2 protein-coding genes are annotated in these 1,687 nt (G+C 68.1%); both read left to right on the plus strand.

Features of this window, described 5'->3' with window-relative positions:
- Positions 1–1,023, plus strand: a 1,023-nt coding sequence (locus A9W96_RS18465) for an MCE family protein (RefSeq protein ID WP_067141914.1), incomplete at its 5' end; no start/stop codon positions are given.
- Positions 993–1,687: Mce protein (locus A9W96_RS18470; protein ID WP_067141917.1), on the plus strand; the 695-nt coding region annotated here is incomplete at its 3' end. The genes A9W96_RS18465 and A9W96_RS18470, both read left to right, overlap by 31 nt.

Raw genomic sequence — 1,687 nt, forward strand, 5'->3', positions numbered from 1 at the left:
GTCGACGCCACCCAGGCGATCGTCGGCGACTTCAAGAACCAGATCACCGACGTCAACGACATCATCCAGAACTCCGGCCCGGTGCTGGACAGCCAGGTGAAATCGGGTGACAACATCGAGCGCTGGGCGCGCAACCTGAACAGGCTGGGCGCGCAGTCCGCGCAGGAGGACCAGCACCTGAGAAGCCTGCTGCGGCAGGCGGCGCCGACGGCCGACCAGGTCAACTCGGTGTTCAACGACGTCAAGGATTCGCTGCCGCAGACCCTGGCCAACCTCGAGGTCGTCTTCGACCTGCTCAAGCGCTACCACACCGGCGTCGAGCAGGTCCTGGTCTTCCTGCCGCAGGGTGCGTCGATCGCCCAGACGGTGGCGGCGCCGTTCCCGAACATGGCCGCGCTGGACCTGGCGCTGTCGATCAACCAGCCGCCGCCCTGCCTGACCGGCTTCATTCCGGCGTCGGAGTGGCGGTCCCCGGCCGACACCAGCATGCAGCCGCTGCCCACCGGCACGTATTGCAAGATCCCGATGGAGACACCGGCGAACAGCGTGCGCGGCTCGCGCAACATCCCGTGCACGGACATTCCGGGCAAACGGGCCGCAACCCCGCGGGAATGCCGCGACCCCAAGCCGTATGTGCCGGCCGGTACCAACCCCTGGTACGGCGACCCGAACCAGATTCTGACCTGCCCCGCACCCGCGGCGCGCTGTGATCAGCCGGTGAAGCCGGGCATGGTGATCCCGGCGCCGTCGGTGGACAACGGACTCAACCCGGCGCCCTCGGACCGGGTGGCGGGCACACCCCCGCCCACCAGCGATCCGTTGTCCCGACCGGGGTCGGGTACCGTGCAGTGCAATGGCCAGCAGCCCAACCCCTGTGTCTACAAACCCAGCGGGCCTCCCTCGGCGATCTACAGTCCCCAAAGCGGTGAACTGGTAGGGCCAGACGGAGTTAAATACTCCGTCGAGAACTCGACCAGAACAGGAGACGATGGATGGAAGGAGATGCTGGCGCCAGCCGGCTGAACCCCATCGACACGGACGATTCGTTGACCACCCAGGACAAGAGCGAGGATTCGGCGGCACCTGAGAACGGAGCCGAGCAGACCGGTCCGCAGGATGCCTCCGCGGATCTGACCGAATCCACCGACGATGCCGCCGGTGCCGACGCCGAGGCCGACCAGTCCGAGTCCGAGGGCACGGCGGCGGACGACCCGGCAGCCGCCGAATCCGCCGTCGCCGCCGCCCAGCGCCGTCCGTCCCGGGTGACCCGCGGGTGGCTGGCCGCGATCGCCGCTGTGCTGGTGTTGTGCGCCGCCGGCGTCGGGGCCGGTGGCTACCTCGCGCTGCATTACCACCAGCAAAGCCAACAGATGGCGCGCAACGACGCGCTGGCGCTGAAGGCGGCGGTGGAATGCGTCTCCGCGACCCAGGCGCCCGACACCAATGCGATGACGGCGAGCGAGCAGAAGATCGTCGACTGTGGGACCGACGCCTTCCGCTCGCAGGCGCTGCTGTACACGAGCATGCTGGTGCAGGCGTATCAGGCCGCGAACATCCATGTTCAGGTGTCGGACGTCCGGGCGGCGGTCGAGCGCAACAACCGAGATGGGTCGATCGACATTCTCGTCGCGCTGCGCGTCAAGGTGGCCAGCGACCAGAACCAGAACGAGGCCGGCTACCGGCTGCG

The organism is Mycobacterium sp. 1245852.3 (assembly GCF_001669335.1).
Taxonomy (GTDB): Bacteria; Actinomycetota; Actinomycetes; order Mycobacteriales; family Mycobacteriaceae; genus Mycobacterium; species Mycobacterium europaeum_A.